Source organism: Pseudobutyrivibrio ruminis HUN009 (genome assembly GCF_000703005.1).
In the GTDB taxonomy this organism is placed as follows: domain Bacteria; phylum Bacillota; class Clostridia; order Lachnospirales; family Lachnospiraceae; genus Pseudobutyrivibrio; species Pseudobutyrivibrio ruminis_A.
This window is the reverse complement of the sequence record NZ_JNLH01000001.1, coordinates 776,273-792,696: the sequence shown is the minus strand read 5'-3', so window position 1 is coordinate 792,696 and position 16,424 is coordinate 776,273. Positions and strand designations below refer to the sequence as shown.

21 protein-coding genes are annotated in these 16,424 nt (G+C 39.2%); 20 read left to right on the top strand and 1 reads right to left on the bottom strand.

Translation table 11 applies throughout. The features are described from left to right. Positions 1–10 precede the first annotated feature (10 nt). The 6 genes from BO15_RS0103480 (at position 11) to BO15_RS0103455 (ending at position 3,083) form a co-directional block, all read left to right on the top strand. Complete coding sequence (locus BO15_RS0103480; RefSeq protein ID WP_033152476.1) at positions 11–469, top strand: divergent PAP2 family protein; 459 nt, start codon at positions 11–13, stop codon at positions 467–469. Positions 470–492: 23 nt separating this feature from the next. Then, positions 493–1,251: an NAD-dependent protein deacylase gene (locus tag BO15_RS0103475; RefSeq protein ID WP_033152474.1), complete on the top strand. Its 759-nt coding sequence runs from the start codon at positions 493–495 to the stop codon at positions 1,249–1,251. A 157-nt stretch (positions 1,252–1,408) separates the two neighbouring features. Continuing rightward, complete coding sequence (gene rpsF / locus BO15_RS0103470) at positions 1,409–1,699, top strand: 30S ribosomal protein S6 (protein WP_033152473.1); 291 nt, start codon at positions 1,409–1,411, stop codon at positions 1,697–1,699. Between the two features lie 24 nt (positions 1,700–1,723). Next, complete coding sequence (locus BO15_RS0103465; RefSeq protein ID WP_033152471.1) at positions 1,724–2,164, top strand: single-stranded DNA-binding protein; 441 nt, start codon at positions 1,724–1,726, stop codon at positions 2,162–2,164. Between the two features lie 46 nt (positions 2,165–2,210). Beyond that, positions 2,211–2,465, top strand: coding sequence for a 30S ribosomal protein S18 (rpsR, locus tag BO15_RS0103460; protein WP_028234190.1), 255 nt, complete (start codon positions 2,211–2,213; stop codon positions 2,463–2,465). An 84-nt stretch (positions 2,466–2,549) separates the two neighbouring features. Continuing rightward, on the top strand, positions 2,550–3,083 hold the full coding sequence (locus BO15_RS0103455; RefSeq protein WP_033152468.1) for a histidine phosphatase family protein: 534 nt from the start codon (positions 2,550–2,552) through the stop codon (positions 3,081–3,083). Here the strand turns inward: BO15_RS0103455 and BO15_RS0103450 are convergent. Next, on the bottom strand, positions 3,080–3,607 hold the full coding sequence (locus BO15_RS0103450) for a hypothetical protein (RefSeq protein ID WP_033152466.1): 528 nt from the start codon (positions 3,605–3,607) through the stop codon (positions 3,080–3,082). The two genes, BO15_RS0103455 and BO15_RS0103450, sit on opposite strands and share 4 nt — an antisense overlap. Before the next feature lie 125 nt (positions 3,608–3,732). On the opposite strand from BO15_RS0103450, the gene BO15_RS0103445 reads away from it, so the two are divergent. The 14 genes from BO15_RS0103445 to BO15_RS0103380 all read left to right on the top strand — a co-directional run bounded on the left by BO15_RS0103445 (position 3,733) and on the right by BO15_RS0103380 (position 16,420). Further along, positions 3,733–4,851 (top strand): CapA family protein, encoded by a 1,119-nt coding sequence (locus BO15_RS0103445; protein ID WP_052169750.1) that lies wholly within the window; start codon positions 3,733–3,735, stop codon positions 4,849–4,851. 15 nt (positions 4,852–4,866) lie between these two features. Next, positions 4,867–5,985 carry a hypothetical protein gene (locus BO15_RS0103440; protein WP_033152465.1) on the top strand — a complete coding sequence of 373 codons (1,119 nt, stop codon included), beginning with the start codon at positions 4,867–4,869 and terminating at the stop codon, positions 5,983–5,985. A gap of 44 nt (positions 5,986–6,029) precedes the next feature. Then, complete coding sequence (locus tag BO15_RS0103435) at positions 6,030–6,578, top strand: prolyl-tRNA synthetase associated domain-containing protein (RefSeq protein WP_033152463.1); 549 nt, start codon at positions 6,030–6,032, stop codon at positions 6,576–6,578. A 24-nt stretch (positions 6,579–6,602) separates the two neighbouring features. Beyond that, a complete protein-coding gene (locus BO15_RS0103430) occupies positions 6,603–6,872 on the top strand; it encodes a DUF1294 domain-containing protein (protein ID WP_033152461.1) in 270 nt (89 codons plus the stop codon). 14 nt (positions 6,873–6,886) lie between these two features. After that, complete coding sequence (gene sfsA / locus BO15_RS0103425) at positions 6,887–7,537, top strand: DNA/RNA nuclease SfsA (protein WP_033152460.1); 651 nt, start codon at positions 6,887–6,889, stop codon at positions 7,535–7,537. Between the two features lie 3 nt (positions 7,538–7,540). Continuing rightward, a complete protein-coding gene (locus BO15_RS0103420; RefSeq protein ID WP_033152458.1) occupies positions 7,541–8,446 on the top strand; it encodes a DMT family transporter in 906 nt (301 codons plus the stop codon). A 215-nt stretch (positions 8,447–8,661) separates the two neighbouring features. Next, positions 8,662–9,954: an ABC transporter substrate-binding protein gene (locus tag BO15_RS0103415; RefSeq protein ID WP_033152456.1), complete on the top strand. Its 1,293-nt coding sequence runs from the start codon at positions 8,662–8,664 to the stop codon at positions 9,952–9,954. A gap of 52 nt (positions 9,955–10,006) precedes the next feature. Then, positions 10,007–10,879 (top strand): carbohydrate ABC transporter permease, encoded by an 873-nt coding sequence (locus BO15_RS0103410; protein WP_033152454.1) that lies wholly within the window; start codon positions 10,007–10,009, stop codon positions 10,877–10,879. Beyond that, a complete protein-coding gene (locus tag BO15_RS0103405) occupies positions 10,879–11,700 on the top strand; it encodes a carbohydrate ABC transporter permease (RefSeq protein WP_033152452.1) in 822 nt (273 codons plus the stop codon). The genes BO15_RS0103410 and BO15_RS0103405 overlap by 1 nt, the downstream gene beginning before the upstream one ends. A 9-nt stretch (positions 11,701–11,709) precedes the next feature. Next, positions 11,710–13,215: an alpha-N-arabinofuranosidase gene (locus BO15_RS0103400; protein WP_033152449.1), complete on the top strand. Its 1,506-nt coding sequence runs from the start codon at positions 11,710–11,712 to the stop codon at positions 13,213–13,215. 25 nt (positions 13,216–13,240) lie between these two features. Next, complete coding sequence (locus BO15_RS0103395; RefSeq protein ID WP_033152447.1) at positions 13,241–14,230, top strand: LacI family DNA-binding transcriptional regulator; 990 nt, start codon at positions 13,241–13,243, stop codon at positions 14,228–14,230. A gap of 150 nt (positions 14,231–14,380) precedes the next feature. Further along, complete coding sequence (locus BO15_RS0103390) at positions 14,381–14,860, top strand: hypothetical protein (RefSeq protein ID WP_033152444.1); 480 nt, start codon at positions 14,381–14,383, stop codon at positions 14,858–14,860. A gap of 13 nt (positions 14,861–14,873) precedes the next feature. Beyond that, positions 14,874–15,809: a hypothetical protein gene (locus tag BO15_RS0103385; protein WP_033152442.1), complete on the top strand. Its 936-nt coding sequence runs from the start codon at positions 14,874–14,876 to the stop codon at positions 15,807–15,809. Positions 15,810–15,823: 14 nt separating this feature from the next. Next, entirely contained in the window at positions 15,824–16,420 is a 597-nt protein-coding gene (locus tag BO15_RS0103380; RefSeq protein WP_033152440.1) for an NUDIX hydrolase, read from the top strand. Positions 16,421–16,424 lie beyond the last annotated feature (4 nt).

Sequence of the window (16,424 nt, the reverse complement as noted above, 5' to 3'; positions counted from 1 at the left end):
GGAGAATATAATGCATTTCATCGTGGATTTGTTTACAAACAAGATTTTTTTAGCACCTGCAGCAGGATGGTTTGTTGCACAGATTATCAAAATCATCATCGACACAGTAAAATCAGGTTTTTGCAAGGAGAGACTCTACGGCGGAGGGGGAATGCCAAGCTCTCACTCAGCTACAGTTACAGCACTTATGGTTGTGACTGGGGCAATCTACGGGGCTTCCTCATTTGAATTTGTAATGGCATTATTCTTTGGAATAGTTGTTATTTATGATGCAAGAGGAGTCCGATTTGAAACACAGCGCCAAGGCAAGGCACTGAACAATCTTAACGAAGAGCGTAAGGAAGAAGGCAAGCAGCCACTTGATATTAATAGATTCAAGGAAAAGATGGGCCATACCGTTCCAGAAATCGCTGTTGGTATGCTCATTGGAATCATATGTGCTGTAGTTGTTTTACACCTTAACATATAGATTTAAAGAAGGGGGGAAGCGTTTTGGATAAAATTGAAGAACTGAAAAATATGATAGAAGAATCATCGAAAATCGTATTTTTCGGAGGTGCGGGAGTATCCACAGAAAGTGGAATTCCAGATTTCAGAAGTAAGGACGGCTTGTACAATCAGCATGATGTCAGATTCGACATGTACCAGCCTGAGTATTTGCTTAGCCACAGCTGCCTGATGAAGGAGCCAAAGGTTTATTTCGAATTTCATCGTCAAAAGATGGATACGCGAAATATTGAGCCAAATAACGCCCATAAATATCTGGCTAAGCTGGAAGAAATGGGCAAGCTCACTGGAGTAGTCACTCAGAATATTGATGGCCTACACCAGAAGGCTGGCAGTAAGAAAGTTTATGAGATCCATGGCAGCGCACTTCGTAATTACTGCATGAATTGCGGAACCAGCTATCCAGTAGATTTTATTTTCGATTCAGAGGATGAGATTCCAAAGTGCGATTATTGCGGTGGCACAGTCAGGGCTGATATCACTCTTTACGAAGAGGGATTGCCTGAGGATGCAGTGGAAGGCGCAATCAGAGCCATTTCAGAAGCAGATATGATGATAATTGGCGGTACATCACTTACGGTATATCCGGCAGCATCATTTGTTAATTACTTCAGAGGAAAGTATCTGGTAATAATCAATCAGACAGATTTGTCAGTGCGCAGAGCAGAGAATACACTAGTGATTACAGACAGAATCGGACAGGTGTTTACAGAATTAGCTAAGCTTCAGGGAATAGAATTATAAATCCCTGAAATAATACAAAAAATACAATAAAAATTCAGTTAAGCCTTGAAAAACGCACAGCTTCATGCTATTATCTTAATTCGTGGTATAAAACATTTATATCCTTGCTAGGCTAGCATTGCTAGTTTGGCCAATAGACCAAAAGGAGGTAGAAAGCATGAACAAGTATGAATTAGCACTCGTTGTTAATGCGAAGATCGAAGACGATGCAAGAACTGCCACAGTTGAAAAGGCAAAGGAGTATATCACTCGCTTTGGTGGACAGATCTCAGACGTCGATGATTGGGGCAAGAAGAGACTTGCTTATGACATTCAGAAGATGAATGAAGGATACTATTACTTCATCCACTTCGATGCTGAGCCAGGCGTACCTGCTCAGATCGAGGAGAATGTTCGCATCATGGACAACGTACTTCGATTCTTATGCGTTAAAGCTGACGAGGCTTAATAGTATAAGATAAGGAGATTAATTATGAATAAAGTTATTCTTATGGGACGTCTCACAAGAGACCCAGAAGTTCGTTACGGTGGAGCAAACAACAGCGCTGTTGCAAGATTTTCATTAGCAGTTGATCGTAGATTTAAGCGCGATGGAGATGAGCAGACAGCTGATTTCATTAACTGTGTTGCATTTGGCAAGACAGGTGAGTTCCTTGAGAAGTATGCTCGCAAGGGCACAAAGTTCGTAGTTGAAGGTCGTATTCAGACAGGCAGCTACACAAACAAGGACGGCCAGAAGGTTTACACTACCGATGTTGTATGTGAGAATGTTGAGTTCGCAGAGAGCAAGAATTCTCAGGGCGGCGGAAACAGCAGCTTCGACGGTGGCGCAGGTTTCGCACCAAGCTCAGATGCAGGCGACGGCTTCATGAATATCCCTGATGGAATTGACGAGGAATTACCGTTCAACTAAGTCAAGGCAACGAAAGCTTTGACTAACATCTATAGGAGGTTAAATCATGGCTTTTAATAAGACAGGCGATGGTCAGCAGAGAAGAAGACCAATGCATAGAAGAAAGAAAGTCTGTGTTTTCTGTGGTAAAGATAACGTTATCGACTACAAGGATACAGCAAAGCTTAAGAAGTACATTTCTGAGCGTGGAAAGATTCTTCCACGTCGTATCACAGGCACATGTGCTAAGCACCAGAGAGCTCTTACAGTAGCTATCAAGCGTGCTCGTCACGTTGCACTTATGCCATACGTACAGGATTAATTCTTGAATTTATAAGACACTATTTGGAGAAATCCAGATAGTGTCTTTTTTGTAAAAACAGGAAGAATTAGGACGTATATAAACATGGATCATTTTTATTTTATTAGACACGGGGAAACCGTTTGGAACGTAGAAAATAAGATTTGCGGTGAAACAGACATCGAGCTCACAGAAAAAGGTCATGAGCAAGCCATAGAAACTGGTAAAAAGATATTGGAGCAGGGAATTACTGCGGACGTAATCCTGGCATCACCTCTTGTAAGAGCAAAAGAAACAGCGAGACACATCTCTGAGATTACAGGAATACCAATGGAAATAGAGCCAAGGCTCAAAGAGCAGAATTTTGGAAGATATGAGTCCACTCCAAGAGATGGAGCAGAATTCCACGAAGCAAAAAAAGATATGGCAAGCAGATTTGGAACAGGTGAATCTATGCTCCATCTTGCTCAGAGAATATACAATCTCATAGATGATATAAAGGTGTCAGATAGGGAAGCCATCTTGGTAGCCCATAATGGAATTGCAAGAATGGTGGAATCCTACTTTACAGAAATGACAAACGAGGAGTTTTCATCTTGCGGAATCAAGAACTGTGAGGTTAAGAGATACGATTTTTAAACCCCCATATCGAAATTCATTCCAGAGAGGAGGCCAGCATCGGCTTCCTTTCTGTTTTTTTGATAAGGATTATCTTCGTTTGGATAGGCAATCTTAGTGTGGGTGGTGCCGCCTGAGACGTAGGTGCGGCCGCACTCAGGGCAGACAGCAGTATGGATAGAAACAGAGGCCTGAAGGACTTTGCCGCCACTTTCCTCAGCTTTGTCGTAGGCATTGTTTACGTGCTCTTGCTCATGGCCGCGGACACGAGCCGCAGCTGCATTAGGTGATATATGGGCAGCAGATTTAAAGGATACTTGCTCGTCAGATCCGTCCTGATATTTTCTGCTGGCGCAAGTTTCGCATTCAATTATGCCAGCTCGCTTTGCAGCGCGTTCGCTGGTAATATTCTTGGCTAAGGACTCACTTTTGCCCTCAGCACGCAATTCATCTGCAATTTTAGAATCCACAGGATTTGTTGCGCCAGAATTAATAGAATTACTATATGGAGAAAAGTTAGTGTTTATGCCATTAATACCCAACATAGAATCACCACCTTAAAACGGACAAAGGTCATATATAAAGATAATAACATTAATGTACGTCTAAAGTATGAAGTTGTATAATAAGAGCTAAATTTAGCATTTTAGGGAGTATGGAAGGAAAACCAATGAAAAGAAGGATAGCTTTATCAATATGCTTGGCCTTATCGCTAGTAGCATGCGGCAAGCAAACGGTTTTGCAAGAGCAGGTGTCGGCCCAGGAGGCCAACTATAGCCAGCCACAGCCTGTGGAATCTACCACAGAAGATAATGGTGAATATGATTTCACGTTATGCTTTGCCGGCGATATCAACTTTGACGAAAATTGGGCCACAACCCAGTATCTGAATACCTGCGCAAATGGTATTGCGGATTGTATTTCACCGGAGTTGATAAGTACCATGCAGCAGGCCGATATAATGTGGATAAATAACGAGTTTACATACAGCGACCGTGGACAACCACTGCCCGGAAAAGCATACACTTTCAGAGCCAATCCGGCCAGAGTAGAGAACTTGAAGTTGCTTGGAGTTGATATAGTGGGCCTTGCAAATAATCATGTGTACGATTATGGCAAAGATGCTCTACTTGATACCATGGATACTCTAGATGCAGCAGGGATTCCATATGTAGGAGCAGGCCATAATCTGGCTGAGGCAAGTGAGCCAGTGTACATGGAAGTCCAGGGAAAGAAGATTGCATTCGTGGCTGCATCACGTGCAGAAAAGAACAAGATGACACCACAGGCCACGGATACCGAGCCAGGAATTCTCAGATGCTATGACACAGCCCTCTTTGACGAAGAGATAAAAGAGGCAGATGCTAATGCGGATATTGTGGTGGCGCTACCTCATTGGGGCACGGAGTATTCCACAGTGCTTGAGCCGGTACAGACATCTACGGCACATGAGTATATTGATGCTGGAGCGGATGTAATCATAGGAGCCCACACACATTGCCTTCAGGGCTTTGAGTTTTACAATAATGTGCCAATCGTATATAGTCTTGGAAATTATTGGTTCAACGAAAAGACGTTGGATACCATGCTTATCACACTGCATTGCTATGGCGATAATAATGAGGAAAACATGGATGTAATCATTACACCTGCATTGCAAGCAAACTGCACAACACAGTACGTGGCAGATGGTGCAAAGCAGCGCCAGTTGTATGATAGGCTTGAAAGCATATCAGTAAATGCGCAAATAAGCGACGACGGAATTATTACACAGGAAAAGACAGAATAGAGGAGAATTTTGAAAATGAAAAAGAAAATAGCAGTGTATGTTCTTATTAGTGCAAGCATAGCATTTGCCTTGCAAGGATGCGGAGAAGAAAAACCAGGTTTACTGGAGAACGACGTAAAAGAAAAATCAACGGTAGAAAGCGACAGTACCGAAGACATAACGAATGGAACAGAAGGTATTATAAAACTAGAAGAAGGCGAAAATGAGTATACTGAAGCAGTCTATGAATTTGCCTCATCAGTCGATGAGATTCAAGGCGAACAATTTGCAAGTTATCTTGTGGATTTTGATGAAAATGGCAAAAATGAGGCATTTGTTTTGTGTGGGCATCAGGATAAAGAGGATGACACTCGCTGGTATTCATCCACAGTGTGGTTTGTAAATGAAAGCTTAGAGGTGGAACAGCTATTTGGTTGGTATGATCCAAATGTAACGTATTATGTCGAAGAAGAATTTAAAGACATTGATGGAGAAAAATGCTTTTATCTAAGTGGATATAATACTTTTGATGATGAACCCTTTAGCTATATGTATATGCTAAAAGATGGTTCCATAGCAGATGTAACAGAAGACATAAACGACGAAAATGAGGCTTTTGAATCAAAATATACCAAAGAAGAGCTTGAAGTGATGACACCCCAAGAACTATTTGATGCATTTTGCAATGGTGAAATACAGGCTGAGTTCACAGATATAGACGGGAACACAGGATATATTGATACCAAAGACTGGGGATGGTCTGAGGATGATATGAATGACTATCAAAAAGTGGTTGACCCATATGATGTAGATAATGATGGAGAATTAGAATATATCATTGATACAATATATGGAATCATGTGCTTTGATTGCAAAGATGGTAAGGTTACTATGTTTGCAGATGGCGAAGGAACAGCGGCATTTTGTAGTTATATAACATATAATAATTCTACATGGATTTTGTACCAAGACACTATGCATGAAGGCCGCAGTATGTATCAGCTTTATAAGTTTAACGGAAATCTTCAAATAGAGGATTCTATGAATCTATACTGGAATGAAGATGAAGACGGTAATCGTACATATTATTATAATGATGATGAAATATCTGAAGAAACTTATAATGATATTTACAGCGATATTTTTGGTGAGTAAGCAAAGAAATTGAATTTGTAGGAATGTAGCAAAAGGAACAAGTCATGACAGAATTACAGACAGGAAGACCAGCGGACACAACGGGCCGTTTAGACAGAGAAGTCAGAGTATACGATTATTTGGATAATCTTGGGATTGAGTACAAGCGTATAGACCATGCACCCGCAGACACAATGGAAGTTTGCGCTGAAATAGATAAATCCCTTGGTGCATTAATATGTAAGAATCTGTTTTTGTGTAACAGACAGAAGACAAACTTTTATTTGCTTATGATTCCAGGAGATAAAAAGTTCAAAACAAAGGAGCTTTCAAAGCAGATAAATTCAGCAAGGCTGTCATTTGCTGACCCAGAGGATATGCTTAAGTATCTGGATATCGAGCCAGGTTCTGTAAGTGTGATGGGGCTGATGAATGATAAGGACCATGTAGTACAGCTTTTGGTAGATGAGGATGTGAAAAACAGTGAGTTTATCGGCTGCCATCCATGCGTAAATACATCAAGCATGAAGATAGCGGCAAAGGATATTTTTGACGTATATCTTCCAGCAGTAGGCCATGAGCCAAGAATAGTTACATTACTTGGCGAAGACTAGAATTTAAAGGATGGAGGAAAAGACATGGACAAGTTGATACTTGGATATTTGGTCCTTGCTAATATTGCAGGCCTCGCCGTAATGGGAATTGATAAGCAAAAAGCCATCAAAGGTGCTTGGCGCATTCCAGAAAAAACACTATTTTTATTCAGCTTAATAGGCGGCAGCATTGGAACTTGGGCAGGGATGTACCTGTTTCATCACAAGACAAAACACTGGTATTTTGTGATCGGCATGCCAGCAATTCTGATTATCCAGTTGGTTATAGCGGCATATTTAACGGGCTTGATATAGGAGAAAAATCATTAGTGAAATATAAAAATATAGTAGAAGCAAAGTTCATATCACGTCCAAATCGCTTTATAGCTCAGGTTGATATTGATGGGCAGGAAGTAACTGTTCATGTGAAAAATACTGGCCGTTGCAAGGAATTATTGCTTCCTGGCAGGACGGTTTACTTGGAAAAGGCCACAAATCCAGAGCGTAAAACACCATATGATTTGGTCGCCGTTGAGACACCTATCGGAATAATCAACATCGATTCTCAGGCGCCAAATGCGGTGGTGAAGGAATGGCTGGAAAAGCAGGATTATGACTATATCGACCCGGAGCATAAATATGGCGATTCCAGAATCGATTTCTTCATGAAAAAAGGTGAGGATGAATATCTTCTTGAAGTTAAAGGTTGCACACTTATTAAAGATGGTGTAGGCTTTTTTCCTGATGCGCCTACAGAGCGAGGAGTAAAGCACTTGAGAGAGTTAGCAAAGGCTACAAAGCTTGGCTACAAGGCTATGGTGGCTTTTGCTATTCAGGTAGATGGTGTTACAGAGGTGCGCCCCAATGTGGAGACTCACCCGGAGTTTGGTATCGCTTTACAAGAGGCGCGGGACGCAGGCGTACAGGTGCTGTTTTTGCAGTGCCACGTAGAAAAAGATTTATTGGAGATTATTAATTAACAGATGAAACGTGATTATAAAGGAATATTGCTTACAATCTTGGGAGCCTCCTGCTGGGGGCTCTCAGGTTCTGTGGGCCAGTATTTATTTGATGTGCAGCAGATGGATAGTCAGTGGCTTGTGCCGATTCGCTTAGGCTTGGCTGGAATAATATTGATCATCTATTGCCTTGCAAAATATAAAAAAGAGACTTTCAAGCCATGGGCCACACCTGGCCAGTCTATAAACATGCTGATATATGGCCTGCTAGGAGTTAGCTGCTGCCAGTTTTTATATTTCCTAACTATAGAGCTTTCAAATGCAGCAATAGGCACGATTTTGCAAGATTTAGCTCCTATTTTCATTTTGATGGTGACATGTCTGAATGGGAGAAGATTGCCTAAGCTTGGCGAAGTAAGTGCCATCATACTGGCAATTCTTGGTGTATTTTTTCTTACAACCCATGGAAATATCGAAAATCTTTCAGTAGCTAAGGGGGCGCTGATAGCGGGAGTTGGTAGCGCGGTATGCGTAATGATTTACAATGTACTTGCTCCAAGAATCACCAACGATACACCTGTAGTTATCGCTCAGGCATGGTCATTTTTGATGGGTGGCGCATTTGGATGCCTTGTTTTCAGGATATGGGAAATCCCTTATACACCTAATATTTACGGCCTGCTTGGCATAGCATTTGTTGTATTAGTTGGAAACATTGGAGCATTCACTCTATACATCAGCGGAGTTAAGCGAATCGGCCCAAACAAGGCCAGCCTATATAGCTTCGCAGAGCCTATAACTGCTGCAATCATCGGAACTACAGTCCTTGGAAACAAGTTCACAGTGTACGATGCACTTGGATTTGCATTGATTTTTCTGATGCTGTGCAGTATTACGTTTTCTAAAAAAGAACTAGGAAAAGTCAAATGAAACAAATATATTAATAGATTATTGTTAATTATTTCATGTTGACGAAATATAAAAATAGATTTAAATTGAATATAAGAAGCGTACACGAGTACTCAAACATAAATAAGGCATTTCTATAAGAAGTGCTTTTATTTTTGAAAATGTGCGCACGCGGGTACGCAATATAGTTTACAATAAAATTATTGGGGCGATTCATAAGGAGGAGGAAAAATTTTATGAAGCGAAAACTTATTAGTGGCTTATTAGCTGGATTGATGACGATGAGTTTGTTCTCAGGATGTGGTTCATCATCAAGTGCCACAGCTGCCACAGCGTCTACTGACACATCAGAAGCCAAAGAAAGTGGTGAAGCAACAACAATTTCTTTTTGGTGTAACTTTACTGGTTCGGATGGAGATGTATTAAGAGAAATTGTAGACAATTACAACAAAACAAATACAGATAACATTACAGTCGAAATCGACATTATGGACTATGCAACATTACAGTCTAAGCTACCAACAGCAATTTCTACTGGTACAGGCCCATCTTTTATATTGGCAGGTGTTGAGCTTATCAAGCAGTATAAAGAAAATGACATGATTGAGCCAATTGATGATTTCTGGGAGGTGACTGGAGTCGATAAGTCTAATTTCAATGAGAATGTATTGGAAAAATCGTATTTTGATGGAACACAGTATGGTGTACCAATGCAATATAATCTTCAGTATTTGTACTATAACAAAGATCTATTTGAAGCAGCAGGCTTAGATCCAGAGACACCACCTACTACGATGGAGGAACTGGAGAAGGCAGCAGTCGCATGTACCGATGAAGCAAATGGCATATACGGATTAGGACTTCCAGTAAATTATGGCAACTACGTTGAATATCTGTGGGCTAACGGAGGAGATGTAGTAAATAGCGATGGAACAGAGAACTATTTAAACTCTGAAGAGAATATCAAAACTTTAACATGGTTACAAGACATGATTAAGGAAGGTGTTTCTCCAGAAGCATTGGATGCAGGAGAAGCAGATACCATGTTCCAGGCAGGAAGACTTGCAATGTACACTAGTGGTCCTTGGAATATCAATGGTTTAAATCAGCTTGGTGTTAATTATGGTATTACAGCAATTCCAGCTGGTACAGCAGGTGCCTTTTCACCTGAAGGTGGATGTTCATGGATGCTTACAAAGGGAGCTGATGATAAGACAAAGCAAGCAGCATATAAATTCATGGCATATTGGCTTAGCGATGATGTCTTGAAGGAATGGTCTAACAGAAATGGATTCCCTGTATGGTCAAATTCAGTACTTCAAGATTCGGAAATCCAGTCAAATGAGATTTTAGCAGATGTATCAGCAGCTTCAACAATTGGTAGAGATTGGCATTTGACATTGGATTGCGGATCTCAGATTGATGCTGATGTAATGCAGCCAATGATGGAAAAGATTTTATCTGGAGATGATGTAACAACATGCGTTGAAGAGGCATCTGAGAAATTAGATGAGGTATTAGGTCTATAGAATGATTATGCTGGTGCTACAAAATGTAGCACCAGCATATTGGAGGAGAAACATGAAAAGGAATCAAAAATTAGCATACCTATTCATAGCACCATCATCATTAATCTTCATAATATTTGTGTTTGTGCCACTTTTTGAGGCTTTTTTCATTAGCTTGACCAACATGGATATTTACATGAATGGATACGAGTTTATAGGATTTGAGAATTACAGCAGAATGTTGGAAGATTCGAGAGTTTGGAATGCTACGAAAAATACGATTGTATACACAGGAATAGAAGTTCCATTGCAGATAGGATTATCGCTACTATTATTATTTTTAATGCTTAGTAATAATAGATTTCATAAGTTTTTACGTACTGTCTTTTACATACCTTATGTTTGTTCAATGACAGCAATAAGTATTATGTGGTCTATGATACTAAACAAGAATTCAGGAATGATTGCTTTTTTGTTAAGTAAAATTGGTGTAGAAATCCCAAATTTACTCGGAACAGAAGGATATGCAATGGGTACGGTTATCGCAGTATCTGTTTGGAAAACTTTTGGATATACTTTGACATTATTGTCAGCTGCTGCGCTTGGGGTTTCACAGTCATTATATGAAGCAGCAGAAATAGACGGAGCATCATGGTTTAGAAAATTCATTTATGTGACAATACCTGGTATCAAGGAAACAATAGCTTTCTGCCTGGTAACAACATTAATAGGAGCATTGCAGGTATTTGATCAGATATATGTATTAACTCAAGGTGGACCTCTATATTCAACAGAGACTTTAGTAGGATTTATTTACGACAGAGGATTCAAAACAGCTCCATTTGATGTTGGATATGCAACTTCAATTGCTGTTTATTTATTCTTCCTGATTGCAATAATAACTTTTATTTTGAGGAAGTATTCAACTAGAAGGGAGGAAGAATAATGAGTAAAAGGTCTTTTGACATAATTAGTTATGTATTGCTAACGATAATAATGCTTATTGTATTGCTTCCGTTGTTTTGGCTATTGGTGTCTGCTTTTAAGTCAGATTTTGATGTAATGCAATGGCCACCAAAGTTCTTTCCAACTGAATGGGTTACGACACAGTTTAAGTATGTATGGAGTGTTTTGCCAATACCAACGATGCTTAAAAACACAGTATGTTTCGCAGGTGCTGTGACGATAATTAGTCTGTTTTTTGATTCGTTAGCGGCATATGCATTTTCAAGAATGGAGTTCAGAGGAAGAAAAATTATATTTGGAATAATACTTTTAACAATGATGATTCCATTTCAAATTGTTATGATTCCAATTTATTTGGAAGAATATAAAATGGGAATTCTCAACACTTTTATAGGTCTAGTATTACCACGAGCTGCCAGCGCGTATGGTATTTTTATGCTTACTTCATTCTTCTCGGGGATTCCCAAATCTTTAGATGAAGCTGCTCGTATCGATGGTATGAGTGAAATACAAATATATTTGAAAATAATATTACCTTTATCAAAGCCGGCATTGGTAACATTAGGAATCTTTCATTTAATGAATAACTGGAACGACTTGTTATATCCCATGATGCTCACAAGTACGCAAGAAAAGAGAACACTTTCTGCAGGATTAGCAACTCTTGTTGGAAGTAATGCAATAAAGTATGGTCCAACTCTAGCAGCAACAGTAATTGCAATAGCTCCATTGTTAATAGTTTTCTTATTTGGTCAGAGATTCTTTATGGAAGGTATTGCTACATCAGGTATGAAAGAATAGGAGAAGAGGATGAAAAACAGAATTGTTATAGATAAAGACTTTAAAATTGGAAAAGTGGACAAAAGGATATTTGGTTCATTTGTAGAGCACATGGGTAGAGTCGTTTATACGGGAATATATGAAGGAAATCATCCTACAGCTGATGAAGACGGTTTCAGAAAAGACGTGGCAGAATTAGCCAAAAAGATGGGAGTAGGATTAGTAAGATATCCAGGAGGTAATTTCGTTTCAAATTATAATTGGATGGATGGTATAGGACCTAAAGAAAATCGTCCACGAAAAAGAGATTTAGCATGGAAATCAATCGAAACAAATGAAGTAGGAATTGATGAGTTCATGAAGTGGGCTAAACGATATGACATGGAGCCAATTATGGCCGTAAATATGGGTACAAAAGGAATAGATGAAGCAGTGGCTCTACTTGAGTATTGTAATAGCGAAGAAGGGACATATTATAGTAATCTACGCGTAAAATATGGATCCAAGGAGCCATATAAAGTAAAAACATGGTGCCTAGGAAATGAAATGGATGGCGAATGGCAGATAGGCCATAAGACGGCCCACGAATACGGGAGACTTGCACATGAAATTGGGAAAGCAATGAAGGTTCTAGATCCTACCATCGAGTTAGTAGTGTGTGGAAGCTCAATGTCTAGAAATGCTACATTTGGAGATTGGGAACGAGAAGTTCTTAGCAATACGTATGATGAGGCAGACTATATTTCTCTTCATCAGTATTATGATGGTCAGGATAAAGGAACCAAATCATTTCTTGCTAGGTCTTTAGATATGGAAAGATATATTGATTTGGTTTGTGGGATAGCAGATTTAGAGAAGAAAAAACGTAATAGTAAAAAGACAATGAATATTTGTTTTGATGAATGGGGGGTATGGTCAACACCAGACTATGAAGTGCAAAAATGGGTAGATGAACATCCTTGGCAAATTGCACCACCATTAGGTGAGCAGATTTATACCATGGAAGACTCTTTATTATTTGCAAGCATGATGATGGTATTATTGAAAAAATGTGATAGAGTAAAAATAGGTTGTCAGTCTTTATTAACGAATATAAGTGCATGTATTATGACAAAAAAAGGTGGTGAAGCGTGGGTTCAACCAATTTACTTCCCATTTGAGTTGATTGCAAATAATGCAGTAGGTACAGTTCTTCAATCAAAATATATTGGTGAAACATATTCAACAGATGATATGGAAGAGGTTCCTTTAATAGATAACCTGGCGGTTGCTAATGAAAGAGCCAATGAATTAGTATTATTCTTTGTAAATAGGAGTGAAAAGAAAGAGGAAATAAGCATCGATATCAGATCGTTTAAAGTAAGTGGAATAAGGGAATCAAAGGTATTATTTCATGATGATATAAAAACCAATAACGTAGAGAATCATGATGCTGTTAGACCACAGGAAATCGTCAATTACGAGTTAAATAATGATGACATAAAGCTATTATTAAAACCATTCTCTTTCCAGATGTTAAAAGTTGGGTTAGAATGAGTAGTAGTTTGAGTAGAGGGGAACGATGAGTATCACAACTAATGATTTAGCGAAGCTTTGTGGTGTTTCAAGAACGACAGTAATCAGAGCGTTAAATAACACAGGGCGGATAAATGATGCAACTAAAGAAATGATTCTGAAGACTGCTAAGGAGCATGGTTATAAGCCTGACTTATTAGCACGAAGCTTGGCAAAAGGACGTACTTATACAATAGGTATGGTTGTCTTAGATTCAAAAAATCGATATTTTGCACAGATGATTAGCGCTGTAAGTGCGGAAGCAGAGAAACTTGGTTATGGAGTTAATATTAATCTGCATAACAATGATTCCCAGAAGGAAATCGATAAGATTAAAAGGCTAGCTGCATATAAGACAGACGGTATCATTTTATCATCCATTAACAAAGGAGACGAATACAAGGCGTTTCTCGATGGTTTGGATATCCCAGTTGTTTCTGTGGATAACAAGATAGCAGAAGGGATACCTTTTGTGGATATCTCTCAGCGTAGCGCAATGAAAGCAGCTACAAATAAAGTTATTTCTAAGGGATATAGGCACATTGTATTTGTATGTCCACCAATAAATGGAAATAACAAAGAAAATATTTACGTTCATGAGCAACGTCTTTTAGGTTTCAATCAGGCTATTGAGCAGGCGCAAGATAAATGTACTGCAGGGTATTTATTAGATTGGGATTATCTTGAACATATAGAGGATTATCCAGTAAACAAAGAAACAGCTTTTATTTGCACAGCAGATGAGATGGCCTTAGAAATTATGATGAAGCTAAAAGAAAAAAGGCTTACAGCAGGCAGGGATTATGGATTGCATGGATTCGATGCAATAGATACACTAAAGTATATTTCACCAAGACTAAATTCGGTTAACAATAATGTAGAATTGGTGGCAAAAGAGGCTATGCAATTATTGTTTAATCTAATAGAGGCCAAAGAGAAAGAAAAAAATAAGCGGATAATAGTACCATATGATTTGGTAGATGGAGAAACAATCTAATTATAGGAATAAAGCGCAAGAGATAGCTTAATAGCTTCGCTTGCGCTTATTTAAATTCTAATAGGTTGATATGTTGAACAATAAAGTTGTTAGTGCTAAATTAGATATGCCTAAAAAATGGACATAATAAAGATAAAGAGGTAGAGAAATATGAAAAAGGTATTACTAGTTTTATGTACACTTGCACTAACCATGACAGCTTGCGGAAATAAGGAAGTAAGCTCAGATATAGCGCCTGTGGTGGATTCTACAGAAGAGGTTGAGACATCAGAAGAAGTCGAAAGCTCTGATGATGACAGCGAATCAAATAAGGTAGTTAATCTTGACGAGTATGTAGGCTACTACACAAATTATGATTATGAAGTCACAATCAGCAATGATGGAAGCAACTATTCAATGTCAGTAATTATCTATGGTCTAGCAAACATTGATGAAGGCGAGGTTAAGGCAGGCGAAAATAGCGTAATTTTTGATGCAGTTGATCCAAATGGAGAGCCAATTGAGTTTTCTTTTTATAAAGCTTCAGATGATAGTTATACTCTCGAGGTTGAAAAGACTACATGGGAGTATTTTGAGGTAGGCACAAAGTTTGAAGGCTTACTTAGAGATAACGCAGATGGAGCAAATTAGGAGACTAGATATTATGAAAAAGAAAGCTTTGTTATTAATGCTAAGCGCAAGCCTTATTTTAACAGGCTGCAAAACAATTAAAATTACAATTGAGGATGATGAGGATACACAAGCTACAGAGTCGGTGGAATCGGAATCATCAGATACAAAGGCGGATTCGCTGACAGAATCCACAGAAACAGCAACTACAGATGATGAGACTGAGCAGCTAGAGAATAACGATGAAAATATTACGGAATCACCAGCAGCTATCACAATCAAGAATCCTTCATGGGATAAGTTCAATAACACAGGATTAAATGCTGATGATTACCCACATCTTTCACTTACTAAGACAAAAGAGGAGAGTCAAGAGTGGCTCGACACTGATGTATGGTGCCAGAAGAATGGTTTCGAGTATCAGAAGCTTCCATACTCAGATGGAACATTTACATACATGGGGCTCTATCCAAAGGATGATTATTCATGCACAGCACTTACAATTTCATCCGAGAGCACAGGGGATATCCTTTATTATTTGGATTTATACGAGCTTTGCTATGGCCCAGATGAATCAGGCAGATATTCACAGGCTGTGCAGGATATTCAGTATGCAGTGATGGATGATAATGCAAACATCCTTTATGTTTCAATAATGCACAACGGATATTCAAGCGAGAACCCATTATCAAGCCACATCGTGGCTATTGACCTTCAGAAAAATGAAGTGATTTGGCGAAGCGAGCCACTTGTATCAGGCCTTTGTAATTTCATCGTGGATGGCGATACAATCATCTGCGGATATGGTTTTACATCGGAGCCAGACTACATCTACTTGCTAGATAAGCATACAGGCGATAAGGTGGATGAGATTTCGGTAAAATCAGCACCAGAGCAGTTTGATATCAAGGGTGACACACTTTATGTGGCCACATACAACACAGCCTACGAGTTCACAATTCAAAGATAGAAAAGGATAAATGAATGAGCGAAAACGAAAAACTTGAGTGGGAAGAGGTATCCTGCGAGCATATTGTAAATGACGAATGGATAGATTTCAGAAAAAGCAGATACAGATTTCCCGACGGAAGAGAATTTGAGCCATACTATAGCTACAGCCGCCGTGATTATGTGGTAATAGTAGCCACAGATGAAGACGGAAATTATATTTGTGTTAGACAGTACCGTCACGGAATCAAGCGAGTGACCACAGAGTTTTGTGCTGGCGGAATTGAGCGCACAGATGGCAAAGAATATGGCAACCGCCAGGATGCTGAATCTACAGAGGATGCTCTTGCGGCAGCAAAGCGCGAGCTTATGGAGGAAACAGGATACGAAAGCGACGACTGGAAGTTCCTTCTGACAGTTCCATCAAATGCCACTATGGCGGATAATTACGCCTATATTTATGTTGCAAAGAACTGCAGAAAGGTGAGCGGACAGAACCTTGATGAGACAGAAGTCTTAAACGTACATCTTTACAATAGAGCACAGATTGATGAGATGATTGCCTCAGGTGAATTCCCACAGGCTAATCACATTTTGGCCCTTCTTCTTGCAGATAAAGAATGTAATAAGTAATAAA

What these genes read in the sequence shown, in the direction of transcription:
- BO15_RS0103480 (WP_033152476.1), top strand. Translation starts at nt 11, where the DNA reads ATGCATTTCATCGTGGATTTGTTTACAAACAAGATTTTTTTAGCACCT.
- rpsF (WP_033152473.1), top strand. Translation starts at nt 1,409, where the DNA reads ATGAACAAGTATGAATTAGCACTCGTTGTTAATGCGAAGATCGAAGAC.
- BO15_RS0103465 (WP_033152471.1), top strand. Translation starts at nt 1,724, where the DNA reads ATGAATAAAGTTATTCTTATGGGACGTCTCACAAGAGACCCAGAAGTT.
- rpsR (WP_028234190.1), top strand. Translation starts at nt 2,211, where the DNA reads ATGGCTTTTAATAAGACAGGCGATGGTCAGCAGAGAAGAAGACCAATG.
- BO15_RS0103455 (WP_033152468.1), top strand. Translation starts at nt 2,550, where the DNA reads ATGGATCATTTTTATTTTATTAGACACGGGGAAACCGTTTGGAACGTA.
- BO15_RS0103450 (WP_033152466.1), bottom strand. Translation starts at nt 3,607, where the DNA reads ATGTTGGGTATTAATGGCATAAACACTAACTTTTCTCCATATAGTAAT.
- BO15_RS0103445 (WP_052169750.1), top strand. Translation starts at nt 3,733, where the DNA reads ATGAAAAGAAGGATAGCTTTATCAATATGCTTGGCCTTATCGCTAGTA.
- BO15_RS0103440 (WP_033152465.1), top strand. Translation starts at nt 4,867, where the DNA reads ATGAAAAAGAAAATAGCAGTGTATGTTCTTATTAGTGCAAGCATAGCA.
- BO15_RS0103435 (WP_033152463.1), top strand. Translation starts at nt 6,030, where the DNA reads ATGACAGAATTACAGACAGGAAGACCAGCGGACACAACGGGCCGTTTA.
- BO15_RS0103430 (WP_033152461.1), top strand. Translation starts at nt 6,603, where the DNA reads ATGGACAAGTTGATACTTGGATATTTGGTCCTTGCTAATATTGCAGGC.
- BO15_RS0103420 (WP_033152458.1), top strand. Translation starts at nt 7,541, where the DNA reads ATGAAACGTGATTATAAAGGAATATTGCTTACAATCTTGGGAGCCTCC.
- BO15_RS0103415 (WP_033152456.1), top strand. Translation starts at nt 8,662, where the DNA reads ATGAAGCGAAAACTTATTAGTGGCTTATTAGCTGGATTGATGACGATG.
- BO15_RS0103410 (WP_033152454.1), top strand. Translation starts at nt 10,007, where the DNA reads ATGAAAAGGAATCAAAAATTAGCATACCTATTCATAGCACCATCATCA.
- BO15_RS0103405 (WP_033152452.1), top strand. Translation starts at nt 10,879, where the DNA reads ATGAGTAAAAGGTCTTTTGACATAATTAGTTATGTATTGCTAACGATA.
- BO15_RS0103400 (WP_033152449.1), top strand. Translation starts at nt 11,710, where the DNA reads ATGAAAAACAGAATTGTTATAGATAAAGACTTTAAAATTGGAAAAGTG.
- BO15_RS0103395 (WP_033152447.1), top strand. Translation starts at nt 13,241, where the DNA reads ATGAGTATCACAACTAATGATTTAGCGAAGCTTTGTGGTGTTTCAAGA.
- BO15_RS0103390 (WP_033152444.1), top strand. Translation starts at nt 14,381, where the DNA reads ATGAAAAAGGTATTACTAGTTTTATGTACACTTGCACTAACCATGACA.
- BO15_RS0103385 (WP_033152442.1), top strand. Translation starts at nt 14,874, where the DNA reads ATGAAAAAGAAAGCTTTGTTATTAATGCTAAGCGCAAGCCTTATTTTA.
- BO15_RS0103380 (WP_033152440.1), top strand. Translation starts at nt 15,824, where the DNA reads ATGAGCGAAAACGAAAAACTTGAGTGGGAAGAGGTATCCTGCGAGCAT.